Here is a 16,216-nt window from a genome sequence, read left to right on the forward strand (position 1 = left end):
ACCCCGCATTACGAGCCGACTGTCCTCTGTGTCCAGTCGGGCACGCGCGGTTGCGGAACCGGCTCGGCGGCCAGCAACGCCAGGTCCGGCGGCACGAGCACGGCCGCGGCGAGCAGGGCACCGAGCAACCGGTCGTCTCCGCTCGCCGGGTGGAACCGGGCCCGCACGCCGTCGAGGGCGGCCCGCACGCCCGGCGGCGTCCAGTCGCCGCCGGGGTCCAGCAGCGCGAGCTGAGCCGCCGCCCGCTCCGCCGGCACCGCCCGCGGCTGCGCCTCCCAGCGCAGGAAGCTCTGGCCGACCACGGTGAGCGCCAGCCGTTCGCGCGCGTCGAGGGTTCCGTCCGGCACGGGTGGCACGGTGGGCCTGCCGTCGGCCACGTGCACCTCCAGCACGTGCTCCCGCCCGCGCGAGCCGTGCACGAACAGCGGCAGGTACCCCGCGGGCAGCGCGACCGGCGCCGCGCCGGTGAACAGGAGCCGCGATTCCGGCAGCCGCAACGGGACCTTGCCCGTCGCCCGGACCCACCAGCGGTCGCGGTGGTGCTCCAGCACGCCGTGGCGGCGGCTCACCCGCCGGTCGTCCTCCCCGACCGGCACCGAGACCTCCGCGGTGTTGCGCCCGAACGTCACCGGGCCCGGCGCCGAGGGCGGCACCAGCACTCCCCCGGCGAGCCCGAGCACGACCAGCGTGCCGGGCGGTGACGCGAAGCCCCGCGCCAGGCTCGGATGCCCGGCGGGCAGAGCCCGCATCCCCTCACCCGTCACCTCGTCCCCCGCCCGTTCCCGGCGCGGGGCCTGCCCCACAGCGCGCCGGGAGGCTAACCGGGCGGAGCCGGGACCCCTCCCGGAGCGGCTTCGTCGGGTGGCTCGAGCAACGCGAGGTCCGGCGGCACCAGCGAAGTGGACAGCAGGAGCTCCTTCACGAGGTTGTCGTTGAGGGAGTTGCCCACCGGCTCGCCGACCTCTTCGCGCGTGAGGCCCGCGACGCCGGCGCGCGCGAGCCGCGTCCGCACGGCGACCACGAGGTGCTCCACCCGTTTGGGCGTCCAGCGGCTGCCGGGCGCCAGCTCCGAGAGCTGCTCGGCAACCTGCCGCCACGCCATCGGCTGCGGGTACGGCTGCTGCAGCAGGTAACGCTGGGCCAGCGAGACGAGCACGAGCCGCTCTTCGGGGCTCAGCCGCCACATGCGCGGGGGCTCGGTCACGTCCTGCGGGCGCGACTCCGGCCGGCGGCCGTCCGCCCCGGACACGTACAGCTCCAGCAGGTGCTCGCGGTCGGCCGAACCGCGCACGAACACCGCCGTGTAACCCTCCGCGAGCGGCACGGGCTCCTCGTCGGGGAACAACAGGCGCGAGCCGGGCAGGCGGATCGGCTGCCGCCCGGTGTTGTGCATCCACCACGCGTCGCCTCGGCGCACGAGGAAACCCTGTTTGCGGCTGACCTTCCGGTCGTCCTCCCCCACGCACACGTGGACGTCCTCGCGGTTGCGTCCGAAGAGGACTTCCCGGCCGTCGCGGGGCGGCATGCGCACGCCGCCGGTCACGGCCAGCGCGAAGATCGTGCCCGGCGCCGCGGGCGGCACCCCGTAGGCGAGGCTGCCGTGGTCGGCGCCGAGGGACTCGGCCGGCCCGCCGGATCGCAGCGCGGTCATGCCTGCGGCAGCTTCGCGACGACGTCGCCCGCCAGCGACGTGGCCGGGCCGCAGAGGCCCTGCGACGGCGGGTCGCCGTGGACCACCACCTTGATCTGCTCCACCGCGGCCTCCCCGTGTGCGTCGGTGTAGGTCCGGTACACCAGCAGCGCCTGGCACGTGTTGTCGGCGAAGTCGTCGGTCGCGAGGTACGCGTCGTGCCCGGAGACCTTCACGAGCTGGCCCGAGTCGCCGTCCGGCGGCTGGTCGCGATCGAAGATCACCGTGACCGCGCGGTCCGACGCCGAGCTGTCCCAGTCACAGGTCCAGTTCCCGTAGCCCGGCATCACCTGCACCGGCGCCGTGACGCCGGCGGTGGTGCCGAGCGAAGCTGAGCTCAGCAGCGAGCAAGCGTCCACTTCGGACAGCGAGCCGGACGGGACCGGCGAGGTCCGCGCCGGCACGCCCGCGACGGCGAGCACCTTCGTCGCCGACGCGACGGCGACGTCGGCGGGCTTGCACGTGTCGAGGTTGTCGCCGTCGTCGTCGGACACCGTCACGCGAACGAGGTACTTGTCCTGCAGCTGGATCAGGCGCACGCAGGCGCCGTCCTGCGCGGGGTCGCCGAACACGTCGAACGGGCCGGAGCGCGAGCGCTGCCCCTCCGGTGCGGCGCCGTCGGACGGCGGGTCTTCCAGCTCGACCTTCACGTCGGCCTGCAGATCGTTGCCCCGCTTGAGGATCACGTCGCAGCGGTCGAAGTTGCCGTAGTCGGGATCGACCTCGGGCTCACCGAACGGGCGCAGCGGCACCGCGTCCACGAGCCGGCACGGATCGGCCGAGTGCGGGTCCTTGCCGATGCCGAGCTTCGCCGGCGCGGCCGGCACCTTCGAAGCCGCGGCAGGGGCCGGTGCCTGGCCACTGTCGGGCAGCAGGACCAGGGTCACCGCGGCGAGCACCACGACGGCGGCGACCGCCCCCGCGATCATGAACCGGCGCCGACCGCCGGAACGGCGCAGCGGCGGTGCGGGAGGCAGCCCGCCCACGCTGCCGGCCAGCAGGTCGTGCGCGGCGGAGGCGGTGGGCCGGTCTTCGGGAGCCGTCCGCATCAACGCGGCCAGCACGGGTGTGAGGTCACCGGCCTTGCGCGGCGGCGGGACCGCACCCTCGGCCGCGCGCCGGATGGTCGCGTACTCGTTGCCGCCGCCGAAGGGCGGAGCGCCCTCGACGGCGGAGAACAGCGTGGCACCCAGGGAGAAGACGTCGGACGCGGCGGTCGGCGGGTGCCCCTGGGCGACCTCCGGCGCGAGGTAACCGGGGGTGCCGCCGATGTGCGGGGAGTCGGTGACCGTCTCGTCCGTGCGGACCGAGCGCGAGATGCCGAAGTCGGTGAGCTTGGCGCGGCCGTCGTCGGTGATGAGGACGTTGCCGGGCTTCACGTCGCGGTGCACCACGCCGCCCTCGTGCACCGCGGCGAGCGCGCCCGCGACCTGCACGCCGATCTCGGCGACCGTGCGCACGGGCAGGCTGCCCTCGGCGGCGAGGACCTCGGCGAGGCTGCGCGAGGGCACGTACTCCATCACGAGCCACAGCTCGTCGCCCTCGGCGACGACGTCGAAGAAGGTCACCACGTTCGGGTGCTGCACGCCGGCGGCGAGCCGGGCTTCGCGACGCAACGTGCGGCCGCTGACCGCATCCGAGAGCCGGGCTTGCTTGAGCGCCACCTCGCGGTCGAGCTGCTCGTCGTGCGCACGCCAGACCACGCCCATGCCGCCGGTGCCGATCCGCTCGAGCAGTCGATAGCGCTGCGCGATCAGCTGGTCACCCTGCACCGACGCTCCCCTCGGCGTGGTCGGACCTCTGTGAGGTAACGCGCAGTAACGATACTGCATCACGTCCGATGGCAGGAAGCGCCCCGGATCGGGACCACTCCCCCGCCGCCCCGAGGGCAACCACGTCGACCCGGCCGTCCACTGCGAGGTCGGGATCGACAAATCGTCCCGCGCAGGTTACGTCGGGCCCGAGCCGTGACGTCGGTCCCGATTCCCTTGCGCGCCAACGGGAACCGGCACCGCAGCGCACTGCGCTGCGTGAGCGCCGGGGTCACCCGTCCGGCCGATCAAGTGTCCACAGAGGACACCGAAACCGGCACGGTGGTCCAGGATTCGACGTATAGACCGTTATACGGATGGGTGCGGCCGGGTGAATCCGCCGGGCAGCGCCCGGATCCGCGGTTGGATCACGGTGGCCGGGGGTATCTGGCGGACGTGACGGCAGGCGCGCCGCCGAAGGAGACTTCCATGCTCAGTCACCACGAACGCAGCGAGCTGGACAAGATCGAACGCTGGTTCGAGTTCAGCGATCCGGAACTGGCGGCGGCGCTCTCGCGGGGCAAGCCGGCCCCGAAACGCCGCTTGCTCACCTTCTTCGCGGTGCTCTTCGACGTCTCGGCCGTCGCGTTCCTCGTGACCGGTCTCGTCACCACGAGCCCCGCCTTCACGCTGTGCGCGCTGCTCGCCGCCGGCGGCGGGGTGGCGCTGCACATCGTGCGCGGGCACGGCCGCTCCTGACGCGGCGGCGCCCGCGGCGCGTCCGACGTGCGTCGACCGAGGTCCGCACCGCACACTGGTGGGGTGTCCGCCTGGGTCCTGCACGTCGATCTCGACCAGTTCATCGCCGCGGTCGAGATCGCGCGCCGGCCCGAGCTGCGCGGCCGGCCGGTGGTCGTGGGCGGCAACGGCGACCCCACCGAGCGTGCCGTGGTGGCCACCGCGTCCTACGAGGCCCGCGAGTTCGGCGTGCAGTCCGGCATGCCGCTGCGGCTGGCCGCGAAACGCTGTCCCGACGCGGTGTTCCTGGCCACCGACGCGCCCGTCTACCAGGAAGTCTCCGACCGCGTGATGGCGCGGCTGCGCGAGCTGCCGGTGGTGGTCGAGGTCCTTGGGTGGGACGAGGCGTTCCTCGGCCTCGACACCGACAACCTCGGCACCGAGAGCGCCGGCGCCGACGACCCCGAGGCGTTCGCGGCCGAGGTCCGCCGGGCGGTCGAGGACGAGACCGGGCTTTCGTGCTCGGTCGGCATCGGCGACAACAAGCTGCGCGCCAAGCTCGCCACCGGGTTCGCGAAACCCGCCGGGATCTTCCGCCTCACGCAGGAGAACTGGTGGGCCGTGATGGCCGAGCGGCCCACCGACGCGCTGTGGGGCATCGGGCGCAAGACCGCCAAGAAGCTCGCCGAAGCCGGGTTCACCACCGTGCTGCAGCTGGCCGGCGCCGACGCGGACGACCTCGCCGCCCGCTTCGGCCCACGCCTCGGCCCGTGGTACCGGGTGCTGGCGGGCGGGATCGGCGACGCCGAGGTCACCGCCACGCCGTACGTCGCGCGCTCCCGCAGCCGCGAAACCACGTTCCAGCAGGATCTCACCGATCCCGCTCGCATCGCGGAAGAAATCGACACCCTCGCCGTGCGGGTCGCCCACGACGTCGTGGACGAAGGCCGCCCGGCGGCGCGCGTCGCGGTGAAGGTGCGCTTCGCGCCGTTCCACACGCACACCCACAGCATCACGCTGCCGGAACCGACGTCGGACGCCGCGGCGATCGGGCGCGCCGCCCGCGAGGTGCTCGGGATGTTCACGCTCGGCAAGCCGATCCGCCTGCTCGGCGTTCGAGCGGAGTTCCCCCACCCGCCCGCGTGACCCGACGGCGGGTGCGCGTTTGGCGGCGCCCCGGCGGGGTAACCGGCGCTCCGGCACACGAGTGAGGTGAGGCATGTCCGAAAACGGCTTTCCCGCGACCGGTTCCGACGACCGGTTCGGCGGGCTGGGCGGCGAGTTCCGGGACCTCACTCGGTCGCTGCTGGAGGTCACGACCGTCGGGGGCGTGCTGCAGCAGCTGGTGACGGCGGCGGTCCGGGTGATCCCCGTCGCGAGCGTCGTCAGCGTCACGCTGCGCTCACCCGACGGGCTGTTCTACACGCCGATCGAGACCGATCCGATCGCCGTGGAGCTCGACCAGGTGCAGTACCGCACCGGGGAGGGCCCGTGCCTCGACGCGGCACGCCCGGACGGACCGGCCCACGCGGAGAGCCAGGACCTCGCCCACGAGCCCGCGTGGCCGAAGTTCGGGCCGGCCGCGGCCGAACGCGGCATGGGCTCGATGCTCGCCATCGCGTTGCTGCCCGACGCCCGCGAGCCGCAGCTGTCCGGTGCGCTCAACGTCTACGCGCGCGAAGCCGGCGCGCTCACGCCCACCGACCGCGACCTCGCGCTGCTGCTGGCCACCCACGGATCGCTGGCGCTGGCGACCACCAACGCCGTGACCGCCGCGGACCTGCAGCGAGCGCACCTGCGCAAGGCCATCGACTCGCGCGACGTGATCGGCCAGGCGAAGGGCATCCTGATGCAGCGGCGCGGCATCTCGGCCGACGAGGCGTTCGACATCCTGCGCCGCACGTCACAGGACCTCAACGTGAAGCTCGCCGTGCTGGCCGAGACCCTGGCCACCCGCCACACCGAGCTCGACCTGCCCGGTCCGCGCGCTTGACAGTCTCCGGCCCACCTTGCCATGGTGGGAACCGGTAGAACCGTGCGCCGTCGAGGCGCACTCCGGGCCGAGAGGCGCTGCGACGGAAGCCGAGGGGTTTCCGCCACGCTCGGCCCGCGAGTTCCGGAACAAGGGCGCCTCCTGCGAAGGAGGTGCCTTTTTTGATGACCCAGTTGTTGATGACACCGTGGTCGACCACGCCGTTGGCGACCACACCGTTGTCGTCACAGCAGTTGTCGACGAAACCGTTGCCGCCGAAGGAAAAGCCGGCGGACGGCCCCCGCACCTCCTGAACCCTCCCGGGTGAGCCCGGTGCCGCCGAACCCGGTGGTGCCGCGATTCCCCGTGCCCTGAAACAGAAACCACACCGAATGGGAGCGGAACAACGATGAGCCCGAAACTGCAGAACGTCGGCGGACTCGAGTTCGCAGTGGCCGATCTGGCGCTCGCCGAGGCCGGGCGGACGCAGCTGCGCCTGGCCGAGCACGAAATGCCGGGCCTGATGGCGATCCGGCGCGAGTTCGCCGAGGCGCAGCCGCTGAAGGGCGCCCGCATCGCCGGCTCGCTGCACATGACCGTGCAGACCGCCGTGCTGATCGAGACCCTCGTGGCGCTGGGCGCCGACGTGCGCTGGGTGTCCTGCAACATCTTCTCCACCCAGGACGAGGCGGCGGCCGCCGTCGTCGTCGGCCCGAACGGGACGGCCGAACGGCCCGAGGGCACGCCCGTGTTCGCGTGGAAGGGCGAGACGCTCGACGAGTACTGGTGGTGCACCGACCTGCTCTTCCGCTTCGCCGACGGCCAGGGCCCCAACATGATCCTGGACGACGGCGGCGACGCGACGCTGCTCGTCCACAAGGGAGTCGAGTTCGAAGCCGCGGGCGCCGTGCCGGCCGCCACGGACGCCGACGCCGAGGAGTACGCGATCGTCCTGCGCACGCTCGCCGAGAGCCTCGCCGCCGACCCGAAGCGCTTCACGCGCATCGCCGGCGAGGTCCGCGGCGTGACCGAGGAGACCACCAACGGCGTCAAGCGGCTCTACAAGCTCGCGACCGAGGGCACGCTGCTGTTCCCGGCGATGAACGTGAACGACTCGGTGACGAAGTCCAAGTTCGACAACAAGTACGGCATCCGCCACTCGATGGTCGACGGCCTCAACCGCGCCACCGACGTGATGATCGGCGGCAAGCTCGCCGTCGTGTGCGGTTACGGCGACGTCGGCAAGGGCGCCGTCGAGGCGCTGCGTGGCCAGGGCGCCCGCGTGGTGGTCACGGAGATCGACCCGATCTGCGCGCTGCAGGCGGCGATGGAGGGCCTCGACGTGGTCGAGCTGGACGACGTCGTGGAGCGCGGCGACATCTTCCTCACCACCACGGGCAACTTCGGCATCATCTCCGCCGCGCAGATGGCGCGGATGAAGCACAACGCGATCGTCGCGAACGTCGGCCACTTCGACAACGAGATCGACATGGCCGGCCTCACGAAGGTGGCGGGCATCCGCAAGCTGGAGATCAAGCCGCAGGTGCACGAGTGGGCCTTCCCCGCGGACGGCGGGCGCCCGGCGCACTCGATCATCGTGCTGTCCGAGGGCCGGCTCATGAACCTCGGCAACGCCACCGGGCACCCGTCGTTCGTGATGTCGAACTCGTTCGCGAACCAGGCGATCGCGCAGATCGAGCTGTTCACCAAGCCCGGCGAGTACCCCGTGGGCGTGCACCGCCTGCCGAAGCTGCTCGACGAGAAGGTGGCGCGGCTGCACCTCGACGCGCTGGGCGTGAAGCTGACGAAGCTCACGAAGGAGCAGGCGGAGTACATCGGCGTGGACGCGGCCGGCCCGTACAAGCTGGAGCACTACCGCTACTGAGCCACCGCTACGGGCCCGGGCCGCCCCGGCGGAGACCGGAGGCCGGAAATAAGGGGTCCTCCGGCTCCGAGGGGGAGGGAGAGCCGAAGGACCTCGTTAGTGTTAGCACATCGCCAAGCCGGTGTACACAGCTGCATACACGATCGGGTAAGGATCGGGGGCCGAGGGGAATCCTTCGGCGGAAAACCGTGAAGGCCTCGTTCCGCGGGCTGCCGGGGAACGAGGCCTTCACGGTCACTGGGCCGCGGGAGGGCTCAGGAAGCCTGCCGAAGCTCCGCCTCCACCTCGACGGCGAGCGTGCAGGAGCACTCCGCGTCGACGGTGTGGCAGTCGATGATCAGGGCGTGGCGGACGCGGTCGAGGTCCGCGCAGCTCTCGTCCGTGCACTCGGCGAACCCGCCGTCCGGGTGAACCACCAGGGTGCCGTGACAGTGGTCGATCCCGCTGGTGCAGAACGCGCACTCCATGCTCAGGCCGCCTTCCGCTCTCGTGCTCTCGAACCGGTGCTGTTCGAACCCGGCTCATCTCGGACCGGACAGCTTCTTGGTACCACCGGTGAGCGCCAGAGTCTGGCATACGGGCGGCGTGTCGCCGCACCCGGTCCGGTGATCTCGGACCGGCGGCGATTTCGGCGGCTCGGCGGGAAAACTGCGCTCAGGCGCTCTTCGGCCGGCGGGCGCGCGGGGCGGCCTTCTTGGCCGGTTTCTCTTCGTCCGGTGCGGCCTTGCGCGAACGCGAGGAGGTGCTCTTGGCCGGCGCGGCCGAGCGTGACTTGCGGGCTTCGGAGACGCTCGCCTCCAGTGCCGCCATGAGGTCGACCACGTCGGCTTTCGCCGCCACCGCCCCGGGTTTCGTCGTCTCGTTACCCGAGACCTTGGCCTCGATCACGGATTCGAGCGCCTCGCGGTAGCCGTCGGTGTACTTTTCGGACTCGAACACCGGTTCCGCCAGCGAATCGATGAGCGAGCCGGCCATGGTGAGCTCCTGCGGGCGCACCTGGGGCGGATCTTCGCGCAGGAACGGGAAATCGGGCGTACGCACCTCGTCCGGCCAGAGCATCGTCGTCATCACGAGGACGTCGGACACCACGCGCAGCAGGGCCAGGCTCTCGCGCTGGCGCACGGCGACCTTGGCGATCGCCACGTGACCGGCCTTGTGCAGCGCGTCGCGCAGCACCACGTACGGTTTGACGGCGTTCTTCTGCGGCTCGAGGTAGTAGGTCTTGTCGAACTGGATCGGGTCGATCGACTCGAGCGGCACGAACTCCAGCACGTCGATCGTGCGCTGCGTGGCCAGCGGCAGGTCGGCCAGGTCGGCGTCGGTGATCACGACCATCTCGCCGTCGGGCAGCTCGTAGCCTTTGGCGATCTCGGCGTAGGGCACCTCCTGCCCGTCGACCGAGCAGAAGCGCTTGTACTGGATGCGGCCGCCGTCCGACTCGTGCACCTGGCGCAGCGAGACGTTCTTGTTCTCCGTGGCCGCGTACAGCTGGATCGGGATGCTGACCAGCCCGAACGAGACCGAGCCCTTCCACATCGACCGCATGCGCGCTCCTCCGCCGTCCGCCGGTCCTCCACTCACGCTCGGTAACAACCGTAGCCCGGATCATCCGATCCCGACAGTCCCGCCGGTCGGCGCGGGTCCCGACCGGCCCAGCCTGACCTGCGGTGACCCGCCCGAGCCGGTCACCCGGGGTAGCGGCTGCGCCGAAAACTCCCGCCGCACAAAAGTGCGGGGCACGCAGTTTATTGCGTGCCCCGCACTTTTGCTACGCTGGCTCGCATGACCTCCGAACCCGCGGAGCCCGTGCTCGGGCTGCGCGAACGCAAGAAGCTGGCGGCCCGGCAGGCGCTGGGTTCCGCGGCGCTGCGGCTCGCGCTCGAACGCGGCCTGGACCAGCTGCGGGTCGAGGACATCGCGAGCGAGGTCGGCGTGTCGCCGCGCACCTTCAACAACTACTTCTCCAGCAAGGAGGAGGCCGTCTGCTCGTTCATCGTCGCGCAGCAGGAGCGGATCCGGGAGGCACTGCGGGCCCGGCCGGCCCACGAGCCGCTGTGGGAGGCCGTGATCAACGCCGCGGTCGTGCAGGCCACCCACGACGGCGCGCCCCGGCGCGAGGACGTGCACCGCATGCGGGACATGCTCCGCAACGCGGGGTTGTTCGCCGAAATGCTGCGCGCGCACGCCACCGTGGAACGCGTGCTGGCCGAAGCCGTGGCCGAACGGGCGGGCAGCACCGCAAATCCGTTGCACGCGAGGATGCTCGCGGGGATCGTACAGAGCGCTTTCCGCATCTCGTTCCACACGTGGCTGACCTCCGGACCGGACACGGAGTTCCTGCCCACGTTCGTGAACCTGCTGCGGGAAGCATCCGCGGGCATGCCCACGCTGACCGCGGCCGCCGCGACCACCACGGCACGCACCGTAGCTTCATGAAACACCGGGGTTTCATGAACCACCCGGCGTCGTGAACCGCCCGAACCGCACCACAATTCCACAACCGAACCGTCCGAACCGGACACACCACCGCAGAACACCACCCTGGGGGAGAACCGACCCGTGCTGATCCGCCTGTTGCGCAGTCATCTGCGCCCCTACAAGACGGCCATCTGGCTGGTCGTCGTCCTGCAGTTGATCCAGACCCTCGCCGCGCTGTACCTGCCGACGCTCAACGCCGACATCGTCGACAACGGGCTCGTGAAGGGCGACACCGGCTACATCATGCGGATCGGCGGGATGATGCTGCTGGTCACGCTCGTGCAGATCGCCGGCTCGATCGGCGCCGTCTACTTCGGCGCGCGCACCGCCATGTCCCTGGGCCGCGACGTGCGCGGCTCGGTGTTCCACCGGGTCCAGGACTTCTCCGCCCGCGAGGTCGGCCAGTTCGGCACGCCCTCGCTCATCACCCGCACGACCAACGACGTGCAGCAGGTCCAGATGCTCGTGCTGATGACGCTGACGCTGATGGTGTCGGCGCCGATCATGTGCGTCGGCGGCATCGTCCTGGCGCTGAACCAGGACGTGCCGCTCTCGTCCCTGCTGCTGGTGATCGTGCCCGTGCTGGGCGTCGCCGTCGGGCTGATCATCGCCCGCATGCGCCCGGCGTTCCGGCTCATGCAGGTGCGCATCGACAAGATCAACCAGGTGATGCGCGAGCAGATCATGGGCATCCGCGTGATCCGCGCGTTCGTGCGCGACAAGCGCGAGCGCGAGCGCTTCGGCCAGGCCAACGACGAGCTGCTCACCGTGTCGCTGCGCGTCGGCCGGCTGATGGCGCTGATGTTCCCCACCGTGATGCTGGTGGTCAACGTCTCGAGCGTCGCGGTCCTGTGGTTCGGCGGGCACCGCATCGAGAGCGGCTCGATGCAGATCGGCGCGCTCACCGCGTTCCTGGCCTATCTGCTGCAGATCCTGATGTCGGTCATGATGGCCACGTTCATGTTCATGATGGTGCCGCGCGCCGAGGTGAGCGCCGAGCGCATCTCCGAGGTCCTCGACACCGAGTCGAGCGTCCGCCCGCCGCTGAAGCCGGTCTCCCCCGGCCGCGTGCACGGCGTGCTGGAGCTGACCGGCGTCGAGTTCTGCTACCCCGGCGCGGAGAAGGCGGTGCTGCGCGACATCTCGCTGCTCGCGCGCCCCGGTGAGACCACCGCCGTGATCGGCAGCACCGGCAGCGGCAAGACCACGCTGCTCAACCTGATCCCCCGGCTCATGGACGCCACCGCCGGCACCGTCCGCGTGGACGGCGTCGACGTGCGCGAGCTCGACCCGGCGGTGCTCGCCTCGGCCGTCGGGATGGTTCCGCAGAAGCCGTACCTGTTCGCGGGCACGGTGGCGAGCAACCTGCGCTACGGCAACCCCGACGCGACCGACGAGGAGCTCTGGCACGCGCTGGAAGTGGCGCAGGGCAAGGACTTCGTGCAGAAGATGCCCCAGGGGCTCGACTCCCCGATCGCCCAGGGCGGCACGAACGTCTCGGGCGGGCAGCGCCAGCGGCTCGCCATCGCGCGGATGCTGGTGCACAAACCGGAGATCTACCTGTTCGACGACTCGTTCAGCGCACTGGACTACGCCACCGACGCGGCGCTGCGCCGCGCGCTGACCGACGAGACCCGCGAGGCGACGGTGGTCATCGTCGCGCAGCGCGTGAGCACCATCCGGGGCGCCGACCGCATCATCGTCCTCGACGACGGGCGCGTCGTCGGCACCGGAACCCACCACGAACTGATGGACGGCAACGAAACGTATCGCGAGATCGTGCTTTCGCAGCTGACCGAGCAGGAGGCGGCGTGAGCGAGGAAGAGGGCACCACGGGAGCCGTCGCGACGGAGGTCGGCGAACGGCCGACGGCGGCGCGGAACAAGAACGTCGCGCCGGCCGCGGGGCCGGGGCGGTTCATGGCCGGCGGCATGCCGCCGGAGAAGGCCATGGACTTCAAGGGGTCGCTGGCCCGGCTGCTGCGCCTGCTGCGGCCGCAGCGCGCGGCGCTGATCGGGGTGCTGGTGCTCGGCACGCTGAGCGTCGCGCTGACCGTGATCGGGCCGAAGATCCTCGCGCGCGCCACCGACCTGATCTTCGCGGGCGTGATCGGCAAGAACCTGCCCGCCGGCGTCACGAAGGACGCGGTGGTCGCGGGCCTGCGGGCGCAGGGCAACACCACGCTGGCGGACATCTTCGCGCGCGCCGACATCGTGCCGGGCCAGGGCATCGACTTCACGGCCGTGGGCCAGGTGCTGCTGATCGTGCTGGCGCTGTACGTGATCGCGTCGTTCTTCGGCCTGATCCAGGCGCGCCTGACGACGAGCCTCGTGCAGGGCGCGGTGTACTCGCTGCGCCGCGACGTGGAGGAGAAGCTGGCGCGGCTGCCGCTGCGCTACTTCGACCGCCAGCCGCGCGGCGAGGTGCTCAGCCGCGTCACCAACGACATCGACAACCTCGCGCAGTCGCTGCAGCAGACGCTCTCGCAGATCGTCACGTCGGTGCTGACGGTGATCGGCGTGCTGGTGATGATGTTCCTGATCTCCCCGCTGCTCGCGGTCATCGCGCTACTGACCGTGCCCGCGTCGGTGTTCATCGCGGCCAAGATCGGCAAGCGCGCGCAACCGCAGTTCATCAAGCAGTGGGCGACGACCGGGAAGCTCAACGCGCACATCGAGGAGATGTACACCGGCCACTCGCTGGTGAAGGTCTTCGGCCGGCGCGAAGAGGCGGAAACGACGTTCCGCGAGCAGAACGACACGCTGTACAACGCGAGCTTCCGGGCGCAGTTCATCTCCGGCACGATCCAGCCGGCGATGATGTTCATCGGCAACCTGAACTACGTGCTGGTGGCCGTGATCGGCGCGCTGCGGGTGGCGTCGGGCAGCCTGACGCTGGGCGACGTGCAGGCGTTCATCCAGTACTCGCGCCAGTTCAGCCAGCCGGTGACCCAGATCGCGAGCATGGCGAACCTGCTGCAGTCGGGTGTCGCCTCGGCCGAGCGGGTGTTCGCGCTGCTCGACGCGAAGGAGCAGGAGCCCGAGCCGGCGGACCCGCAGCGCCCGGCCGTGGTGCACGGCAAGGTCGAGTTCCACGACGTGTCCTTCCGCTACCTCGAGGACACCCCGCTGATCGAGGACCTCTCGCTCACGGTGGAGCCGGGCCAGACCGTCGCGATCGTCGGCCCGACCGGTGCCGGCAAGACCACGCTGGTGAACCTGCTCATGCGGTTCTACGAGATCGACAGCGGGCGCATCACGCTCGACGGTGTGGACATCGCGAAGATGGACCGCGAGGAGCTGCGCGACAAGACCGGCATGGTCCTGCAGGACGCGTGGCTGTTCGGTGGCACCATCGAGGAGAACATCGCCTACGGGGCCGACGAGGTGACCCACGAGCAGGTCGTCGAAGCGGCCACGGCGACGTACGTCGACCGCTTCGTGCGCACCCTGCCCGACGGGTACGCCACGGTGCTCGACGACGAGGGCGGCTCGGTCAGCGCCGGCGAGAAGCAGCTGATCACGGTGGCGCGGGCGTTCCTCGCGAAACCGGCCATCCTCATCCTCGACGAGGCGACCAGCTCCGTGGACACGCGCACGGAGGTGCTCATCCAGCGCGCGATGAACTCGCTGCGCGAGGGCCGCACGAGCTTCGTGATCGCCCACCGCCTGTCCACGATCCGCGACGCCGACGTGATCCTCGTGATGGAGGCGGGCCGCATCGTGGAGCAGGGCGACCACGAAACCCTGCTGCACGCGGGCGGCGCGTACTCCCGTCTGTACGCGGCGCAGTTCGCCGAGGCGATGGCCGAGACGGACTGATCGTTCGAGGTGCTCGGTCCGGGGCGGTGCCGCTGTGGTGAACCACGGCGGCGCCGCCCCGGACTCTTTTCCGGGCCGTGTTTTACAGGCGGGGCACGTTGCGCAGGTTGGACTTCGCGAGCTGCAGCATCTTGCCCACGCCACCGCCGAGGACGGTGCGGCTCGCGGCGAGCGCGAAGCCGCGTACCTGGGCGGCGGTGATGTTCGGCGGGATCGACAGCGCGTTGGGGTCGGTCACGACGTCGAGCACCGCGGGGCCGTCGTGGTCGAGGATCTCGCGGATACCGTCGCGCACATCGGCCGGCTTCTCGACGCGGCGCGAATGCAGGCCGGACGCGCGGGCGATGGCGGCGAAGTCGACCGAGTCGTGGTCGGTGCCGAATTCCGGCAGGCCGTCCACGAGCATCTCGAGCTTCACCATGCCGAGCGAGGAGTTGTTGAACACCACGGCTTTCACGGGCAGCGCGTGGGTCTTCAGCGTGAGCAGCTCCCCCATCAGCATCGCCAGCCCGCCGTCACCGCACATAGCCACGACCTGGCGGCCCGGCGCGGCCGACTGCACGCCGATGGCGTGGGGCAGGGCGTTGGCCATGCTGCCGTGCACGAACGAGCCGATCAGCCGGCGCCGGCCGTTGGGCGTGACGTAGCGGGCCGCCCAGACGTTGCCCATTCCGGTGTCCACGGTGAACACCGCGTCGTCGGCGGCCTCCTCGTCGAGGATGTCGGCGACGTACTCCGGGTGCAGCGGCACGCGCTGCGCGACGTCGCTGGTGTACGCGTCGACCACGCGCTGCAGGCTGCGTTCGTGCTTGTGCAGCATGCTGTGCAGGAACGAGCGGTCCTCCCGCCGCCGGAGCCGCGGCAGCGCGGCGCGGATCGTGGCGCCGACGTCGCCCAGCACGCCGAACTCGAGCACCGAGCGGCGGCCGATGCGGGCGGGGTCGATGTCCACCTGCACGGTGTTGCGCTGCGGCAGGAACGTGTCGTACGGGAAGTCGGTGCCGAGCAGCAGCACGAGGTCGGCCTCGTGCATCGCGTCGTAGCAGGAGCCGTAGCCGAGCAGGCCGCTCATGCCGACGTCGAACGGGTTGTCGTACTGCACGTATTCCTTGCCCCGCAGGGAATGCCCGACGGGCGCGCCGATCGTGTCGGCCAGCGCGAGGAGGTCTTCGTGGGCATCGCGGCAGCCCGCACCGGCCATGATCATCACCTTCTCGGCGCGGTTGATCCGCTCCACGAGCCGGTCGACGTCGGCCGCGGCGGGCACGATGGCCGGCGGCGTGCCCAGCGGCGCGGACACGCCCGTCGGGTTCACGGCGGACTCGTGCGAAACGTCGCCGGGCAGCACCAGCACGGCCGCGCCGCGCCGGCCCACGGCGTTCTGCACCGCGATCCGCGCGAGCCGCGGCATCTGCTCCGGTCCGCTTACCAGCTCGCAGTAGTGCGAACACTCCGCGAACAGCTGCTGCGGGTGCGTCTCCTGGAAGAAGCCGGTGCCGATCTGCGTCGACGGGATGTGCGACGCGAGCGCGAGCACCGGCGCGCCCGAGCGGTGGGCGTCGTAGACCCCTTGCAGCAGGTGCAGGTTGCCCGGGCCGCAGCTGCCCGCGCACACGGCCAGCTCGCCGGTGAGCTGCGCCTCCGCGGCCGCGGCGAACGCGCCGGCCTCCTCGTTGCGCACGTGCACCCAGTCGATCCCGCCGCGCGCCGAGCCGCCGGTGCGGCGCACGGCGTCGACCACGGGGTTGAGGCTGTCGCCCACCACGCCGTAGATGCGGCGCACGCCGGACTGCACGAGAACGTCGATCAGCTGGTCGGCCACGGTCGCCATGAGCGGTCCTTTCCTCGGTTCCCCGGCAGTCTCGCACCTCCCGGTGAACG

At 71.1% G+C, this 16,216-nt stretch carries 14 protein-coding genes and 1 riboswitch; of the genes, 8 read left to right on the forward strand and 6 right to left on the reverse strand.

Going from position 1 to position 16,216, the window contains the following annotated elements:
* Positions 1–8: 8 nt before the first annotated feature.
* From AB0878_RS05580 to AB0878_RS05590, 3 genes are all read right to left on the reverse strand, one after another.
* Complete coding sequence (locus AB0878_RS05580) at positions 9–749, reverse strand: FHA domain-containing protein (RefSeq protein WP_366576817.1); 741 nt, start codon at positions 747–749, stop codon at positions 9–11.
* Positions 750–817: 68 nt separating this feature from the next.
* Positions 818–1,651 carry an FHA domain-containing protein gene (locus AB0878_RS05585; RefSeq protein WP_366576819.1) on the reverse strand — a complete coding sequence of 278 codons (834 nt, stop codon included), beginning with the start codon at positions 1,649–1,651 and terminating at the stop codon, positions 818–820.
* Complete coding sequence (locus AB0878_RS05590; RefSeq protein WP_366576821.1) at positions 1,648–3,462, reverse strand: serine/threonine-protein kinase; 1,815 nt, start codon at positions 3,460–3,462, stop codon at positions 1,648–1,650. Before AB0878_RS05590 ends, AB0878_RS05585 begins: the two co-directional genes overlap by 4 nt.
* A 468-nt stretch (positions 3,463–3,930) precedes the next feature.
* On the opposite strand from AB0878_RS05590, the gene AB0878_RS05595 reads away from it, so the two are divergent.
* From AB0878_RS05595 to ahcY, 5 genes are all read left to right on the forward strand, one after another.
* Positions 3,931–4,200, forward strand: a complete 270-nt coding sequence (locus AB0878_RS05595; RefSeq protein ID WP_366576823.1) for a DUF3040 domain-containing protein — start codon at positions 3,931–3,933, stop codon at positions 4,198–4,200.
* A gap of 63 nt (positions 4,201–4,263) precedes the next feature.
* Positions 4,264–5,325 carry a DNA polymerase IV gene (locus AB0878_RS05600; RefSeq protein ID WP_366576825.1) on the forward strand — a complete coding sequence of 354 codons (1,062 nt, stop codon included), beginning with the start codon at positions 4,264–4,266 and terminating at the stop codon, positions 5,323–5,325.
* A gap of 73 nt (positions 5,326–5,398) precedes the next feature.
* Positions 5,399–6,172 carry a GAF and ANTAR domain-containing protein gene (locus AB0878_RS05605; RefSeq protein ID WP_366576827.1) on the forward strand — a complete coding sequence of 258 codons (774 nt, stop codon included), beginning with the start codon at positions 5,399–5,401 and terminating at the stop codon, positions 6,170–6,172.
* 63 nt (positions 6,173–6,235) lie between these two features.
* Positions 6,236–6,319, forward strand: a riboswitch (S-adenosyl-L-homocysteine riboswitch).
* A gap of 17 nt (positions 6,320–6,336) precedes the next feature.
* Entirely contained in the window at positions 6,337–6,465 is a 129-nt protein-coding gene (locus tag AB0878_RS05610) for a hypothetical protein (protein WP_366576829.1), read from the forward strand.
* A 95-nt stretch (positions 6,466–6,560) separates the two neighbouring features.
* Positions 6,561–8,036, forward strand: a complete 1,476-nt coding sequence (ahcY, locus tag AB0878_RS05615; RefSeq protein WP_366576832.1) for an adenosylhomocysteinase — start codon at positions 6,561–6,563, stop codon at positions 8,034–8,036.
* 254 nt (positions 8,037–8,290) lie between these two features.
* Here the strand turns inward: ahcY and AB0878_RS05620 are convergent, their stop codons facing one another.
* Both AB0878_RS05620 and AB0878_RS05625 read right to left on the reverse strand, forming a co-directional pair.
* Positions 8,291–8,503: a hypothetical protein gene (locus AB0878_RS05620; protein ID WP_285966505.1), complete on the reverse strand. Its 213-nt coding sequence runs from the start codon at positions 8,501–8,503 to the stop codon at positions 8,291–8,293.
* A gap of 187 nt (positions 8,504–8,690) precedes the next feature.
* Positions 8,691–9,581, reverse strand: coding sequence for a Ku protein (locus AB0878_RS05625; protein ID WP_366576834.1), 891 nt, complete (start codon positions 9,579–9,581; stop codon positions 8,691–8,693).
* Between the two features lie 237 nt (positions 9,582–9,818).
* Between AB0878_RS05625 and AB0878_RS05630 the strand changes: the two genes are divergently transcribed.
* From AB0878_RS05630 to AB0878_RS05640, 3 genes are all read left to right on the forward strand, one after another.
* Entirely contained in the window at positions 9,819–10,472 is a 654-nt protein-coding gene (locus tag AB0878_RS05630; protein WP_366576836.1) for a TetR/AcrR family transcriptional regulator, read from the forward strand.
* Positions 10,473–10,595: 123 nt separating this feature from the next.
* Positions 10,596–12,329 carry an ABC transporter ATP-binding protein gene (locus tag AB0878_RS05635; RefSeq protein ID WP_366576838.1) on the forward strand — a complete coding sequence of 578 codons (1,734 nt, stop codon included), beginning with the start codon at positions 10,596–10,598 and terminating at the stop codon, positions 12,327–12,329.
* Between the two features lie 116 nt (positions 12,330–12,445).
* Positions 12,446–14,335 (forward strand): ABC transporter ATP-binding protein, encoded by a 1,890-nt coding sequence (locus AB0878_RS05640; RefSeq protein ID WP_366577002.1) that lies wholly within the window; start codon positions 12,446–12,448, stop codon positions 14,333–14,335.
* An 82-nt stretch (positions 14,336–14,417) separates the two neighbouring features.
* Here the strand turns inward: AB0878_RS05640 and AB0878_RS05645 are convergent, their stop codons facing one another.
* On the reverse strand, positions 14,418–16,166 hold the full coding sequence (locus tag AB0878_RS05645; protein WP_366576840.1) for a pyruvate dehydrogenase: 1,749 nt from the start codon (positions 16,164–16,166) through the stop codon (positions 14,418–14,420).
* Positions 16,167–16,216 lie beyond the last annotated feature (50 nt).

The sequence above is a fragment of the Amycolatopsis sp. NPDC047767 genome (genome assembly GCF_040704195.1).
Lineage (GTDB): Bacteria > Actinomycetota > Actinomycetes > Mycobacteriales > Pseudonocardiaceae > Amycolatopsis.

Bases quoted from the DNA above. Each gene is read 5' to 3' on its own strand.
- AB0878_RS05580 (WP_366576817.1), bottom strand. From the start codon at position 749: ATGCGGGCTCTGCCCGCCGGGCATCCGAGCCTGGCGCGGGGCTTCGCG.
- AB0878_RS05585 (WP_366576819.1), bottom strand. From the start codon at position 1,651: ATGACCGCGCTGCGATCCGGCGGGCCGGCCGAGTCCCTCGGCGCCGAC.
- AB0878_RS05595 (WP_366576823.1), top strand. From the start codon at position 3,931: ATGCTCAGTCACCACGAACGCAGCGAGCTGGACAAGATCGAACGCTGG.
- AB0878_RS05605 (WP_366576827.1), top strand. From the start codon at position 5,399: ATGTCCGAAAACGGCTTTCCCGCGACCGGTTCCGACGACCGGTTCGGC.
- AB0878_RS05610 (WP_366576829.1), top strand. From the start codon at position 6,337: ATGACCCAGTTGTTGATGACACCGTGGTCGACCACGCCGTTGGCGACC.
- ahcY (WP_366576832.1), top strand. From the start codon at position 6,561: ATGAGCCCGAAACTGCAGAACGTCGGCGGACTCGAGTTCGCAGTGGCC.
- AB0878_RS05620 (WP_285966505.1), bottom strand. From the start codon at position 8,503: ATGGAGTGCGCGTTCTGCACCAGCGGGATCGACCACTGTCACGGCACC.
- AB0878_RS05625 (WP_366576834.1), bottom strand. From the start codon at position 9,581: ATGCGGTCGATGTGGAAGGGCTCGGTCTCGTTCGGGCTGGTCAGCATC.
- AB0878_RS05630 (WP_366576836.1), top strand. From the start codon at position 9,819: ATGACCTCCGAACCCGCGGAGCCCGTGCTCGGGCTGCGCGAACGCAAG.
- AB0878_RS05640 (WP_366577002.1), top strand. From the start codon at position 12,446: ATGCCGCCGGAGAAGGCCATGGACTTCAAGGGGTCGCTGGCCCGGCTG.
- AB0878_RS05645 (WP_366576840.1), bottom strand. From the start codon at position 16,166: ATGGCGACCGTGGCCGACCAGCTGATCGACGTTCTCGTGCAGTCCGGC.